This window comes from Bacteroidota bacterium, from assembly GCA_030706565.1.
Classification (GTDB): domain Bacteria; phylum Bacteroidota; class Bacteroidia; order Bacteroidales; family JAUZOH01; genus JAUZOH01.
This window is the reverse complement of record JAUZOH010000553.1, coordinates 1-2,027: the sequence shown is the minus strand read 5'-3', so window position 1 is coordinate 2,027 and position 2,027 is coordinate 1. Positions and strand designations below refer to the sequence as shown.

2 protein-coding genes are annotated in these 2,027 nt (G+C 38.9%); both read left to right on the top strand.

Annotated features, from left to right (window positions below; translation table 11 throughout):
* On the top strand, positions 1-396 hold a 396-nt coding region (locus Q8907_16700; GenBank protein ID MDP4275908.1), incomplete at its 5' end, for a carbohydrate-binding protein.
* A 131-nt stretch (positions 397-527) separates the two neighbouring features.
* Positions 528-2,027, top strand: a 1,500-nt coding sequence (locus Q8907_16695; GenBank protein ID MDP4275907.1) for an alpha-L-arabinofuranosidase C-terminal domain-containing protein, incomplete at its 3' end; no start/stop codon positions are given.

Genomic DNA, 2,027 nt, shown 5'->3' with positions numbered 1-2,027 from the left:
TTGACCGACGCTTCAGGGAAAATTCAGATCGACAGGTATAGCCGCATCAGCTCTCAGGGAGCATCCATAGCTTTTCTTGATACGTATAATCATTTCGGAGGATGGAAGGTGGTTTTTAATTCCAAAAATGCCTGGGTGCAATATAACCGGGTAAATTTTACTAAAAAAAGCTTTAAGACGGTTAAGGTCAGGGCTTTTTCAAAAACAGGAAGCGTTCTACAGATCAGGTTGAATAATCCTAAAGGTCCCATTATTGCCAATATCAGGATTCCTCAAGGGAATAGCTGGACTACCTCCAAAGCATCTGTCCGGGGATTAAAAACAGGTGTTGAAAATCTGGTGGTATCATTAGCCGACAGTAATCCTGTGGAAGCAGACTGGATAATTTTTGAGTAGAAATCAATCATTGTAAGAAGCGTGTAAGTAATTGAATATCAATAAGTTATAAATATTGTTAAAAGTAATCTTATAGACTTAAAATATTGGTAGTTTGTTGTTGGTGCTATAAATATAAAAATCAATCAATTATGAATAAATTAGTTGTATTTGTTTTACTGACTTTACCCCTTTCTTTGTTTGCCCAAAATGCCAAAATTAAAATTGACGTTGACAGAAAAATAGGAGAGATTGATCCGAAAATTTACGGGGTGTTTATGGAGCCCATTCAATTTACCGGGAAAAGAATGGGGTTGTCCGACACCGTCAGCTTTAATACTCTTTACGGCAATTTGTACGATCCTTCATCGCCACTTGCCGATGCCAACGGTTTTAGAAAAGATTATATCGAAGCGATGAGGGAACTTAAAATCACCAACATGCGCTGGCCCGGAGGTAATTTTGTAATGGGATATAATTGGCAGGATGGTATAGGGCCTCAGGATAAGCGCCCTGCCCGTATTAATCTTGCATGGGGAGGAATTGATAATAACCATGTGGGTACCGATGAATGGCTGGCATTGAACAAAGCCATAGGAAGTGAGAATATTGTCTGCGTAAATCTCGGCCTTGGATCAATAGCAGATGCCTGCAACTGGCTGGAATATTGCAACTATAAGAAAGGGACATATTTTTCAGATTTAAGGGCCAAGAACGGACACGAACAGCCTTATAACGTTAAAATTTGGGATCTGGGCAACGAAGTTGATGGCGCTCCCTGGGAACTCGGTCATAAGATTGCTGAAGAATATGTCAGGATAGGCAGGGAAGCTGCAAAGGCTATGAAATCAGTTGATAAAACGATACAGCTGGTGGCTTCAGGATCATCCTATATTGAAAAAACAGGCCAGTGGGTTGACTGGAACAGGAAAATTCTTTCCGGTCTTGGTGATATGATTAATTATATTTCTATTCACCGGTACTGGGAAAATTCTCCGGATTATTATACCTACATGGGCCAAAGCGCAATGGATTTTGAAGAAAAAGTCAGGGTGACCGCTGATGAAATTGATGAGGTAAAAGTCATGAACGGATTTACGAACCCCATCTATATCTCTGTTGACGAGTGGGGAATTATGTCCAGAAATTTTTTATCTGTACTTCCCATAGCTCAATGTCTGAATACCTTTATTCGTCATGCCGATGTTGTCAGGATGGCCAATTTTACGATGCTTACCTCGCTTTTAAATAATGATAAGGAGAAGGGAACTTACAAAAGTCCGTTGTTTTATATTTTTAAATCATTTTCTAATAATTGTCTTGGAAACTCTGTTGATACTTATGTGGAATGCGATACCTTCAATACCGAGAAGTATAAGGGAATTCCTTATCTCGATGTTACTTCGGTTTATTCGAAAGAAAAAAACGCTTTATATGTAAATGTGGTCAACAGGCATAAGGACAAAGCAATTACAGCGGATATACTAAATGCTTCAGGTAAAATTTCAGGGAAAGCCGAAGCTGAAATCATCGACTGCACTTCATTATATGATTCTTTTACATTTGATAAAAAGGGGCAATATCTGCCGGTAACTAAAGAGCTAAAGGTTGAAAAGAATAAATTGTCCTTTTCCTTCCCTGCACACTCTTTT